Annotated in this window: 2 protein-coding genes; both read left to right on the plus strand. The window is 47.8% G+C overall.

From position 1 onward, the window contains the following. Positions 1-383: 383 nt before the first annotated feature. Positions 384-647 carry a hypothetical protein gene (locus KDK14_RS01310; protein WP_257263210.1) on the plus strand — a complete coding sequence of 88 codons (264 nt, stop codon included), beginning with the start codon at positions 384-386 and terminating at the stop codon, positions 645-647. Positions 648-909: 262 nt separating this feature from the next. Beyond that, a complete protein-coding gene (locus tag KDK14_RS01315) occupies positions 910-1,551 on the plus strand; it encodes an MBL fold metallo-hydrolase (protein ID WP_257263211.1) in 642 nt (213 codons plus the stop codon). Positions 1,552-1,553 lie beyond the last annotated feature (2 nt).

The raw sequence follows: 1,553 nt of genomic DNA on the forward strand, positions 1-1,553 counted from the left end.
ATCCTGGCGTTCGGGGTGGACAGCATTGCGGACGCGAAAAAAAGAGCCGGTGATGATCACATGAACAAAGGCGTAGAGGCAGTCTACGCTACTTCTGAACTGTTGCACTGGATAAACCGGGTTAAAGGGTAAAACCTGACACTCCCTGGCGGGGAGTGTCAAATGGGCTGTCTTGGCGTGTTGGTGGGGATAAGTCGGTTCTGATCTTGTTCAATTTTTTAACAATGTTTTTAATGGCTTCAGCCATTCATTGTCCGGGGAATATTTTTTGGTACTTATGACCAGTTTTTTTTTGACTACACTACCTACCTCAAAGGCCAGTGCAGCCGCACACGAATGACTCCATAAAGTGACGCCTGCTGAATTACTGAGGAAGTAGTAACGTGTTGAGACGAATCCATCTTTCGCTGTCTGTAGCTGAGCCAGGGATGAACAAAAAAGAATGGATCTACCCCAAAAGCTCTCTGGTCCCTGAGGGCTTTTCCACAGAGGATTCCGATGATGCTGATGAGTACATTCAAGAATGGAATTTTCCCTATCCCGGTCAGAAAGCATTTCTGCGAGTGGGTTCTGCTGGCCTTGTTAATGTCAATGTAGCCCTGATGCAGAAAATCAGACTTCAGGGAGGCAGACCGTTTTATCGATGACCTTTTTGGTATTGGTGGTGCCTTGTGTTCATCCATGGCCAAGAATCAATCACATGATTTTGATGTTTTTCGACGAATCTCATTGCTACAGCAAATCGTTGTTCAAGGAATCTTTTCACCTGGTGGATTTTTGCCTGTCTGGAATTCAGATCTTTCGGACTACCGTGATTATTGTGTAGCCCACTGTATAGACAGGGAAAGACCCGGCAGAAAAATAATATTAGAATCCTGGTTGAACATAGCAAACTACTGTGAAGCTCAAATGACAAATCAACCCGCCATTTTCCGACAGTCTTTCCCTGTTGGACCCCTGCAATGTAACTGTACCATTATTGGTGATCCGCTCACCCGTAAGGCATTTGTCGTAGACCCCGGTGGTGATCCTGACATTATTATGGCGAAGCTTTGGGCGCTGGATTTACAGGTTGTCGCTCTTATCCATACCCATGCTCATCTGGACCATTTCCTGGCCAGCGGCGATATCAAAAAACAGACCGGTGCGCCAATTCATCTCCATGAGGAGGATAAATTCCTCTGGGATAACCTGGAAATGCAATGCCGTATGTTTGGTGTTCCTTACCGCCCGGTTCCGGATCCGGATCACTGGTTAACCGATGATGAAGAGCTGCCATGCTGTGAAGGTGTGGCCATGCACACTCCGGGGCATACGCCTGGTTCCATGTGCTTCTGGTTTGCCAGGCCAAAGCTTCTGATCGCCGGGGATACGCTGTTCCGCCGGTCCATTGGACGAACCGACTTGTGGGGTGGCGACTACAAAGCGATTGAACGATCGATCAAACAACGACTCTATACGCTGGACGAAGAAGCCACTGTGGTCACCGGACATGGTCCTGATACCACAATAGGTGAAGAAATCCGGGAAAATAGTATTATTCGCGGCTAGGA

It is taken from the genome of Endozoicomonas sp. ONNA2, assembly GCF_024606365.1.
In the GTDB taxonomy this organism is placed as follows: Bacteria; Pseudomonadota; Gammaproteobacteria; order Pseudomonadales; family Endozoicomonadaceae; genus Endozoicomonas.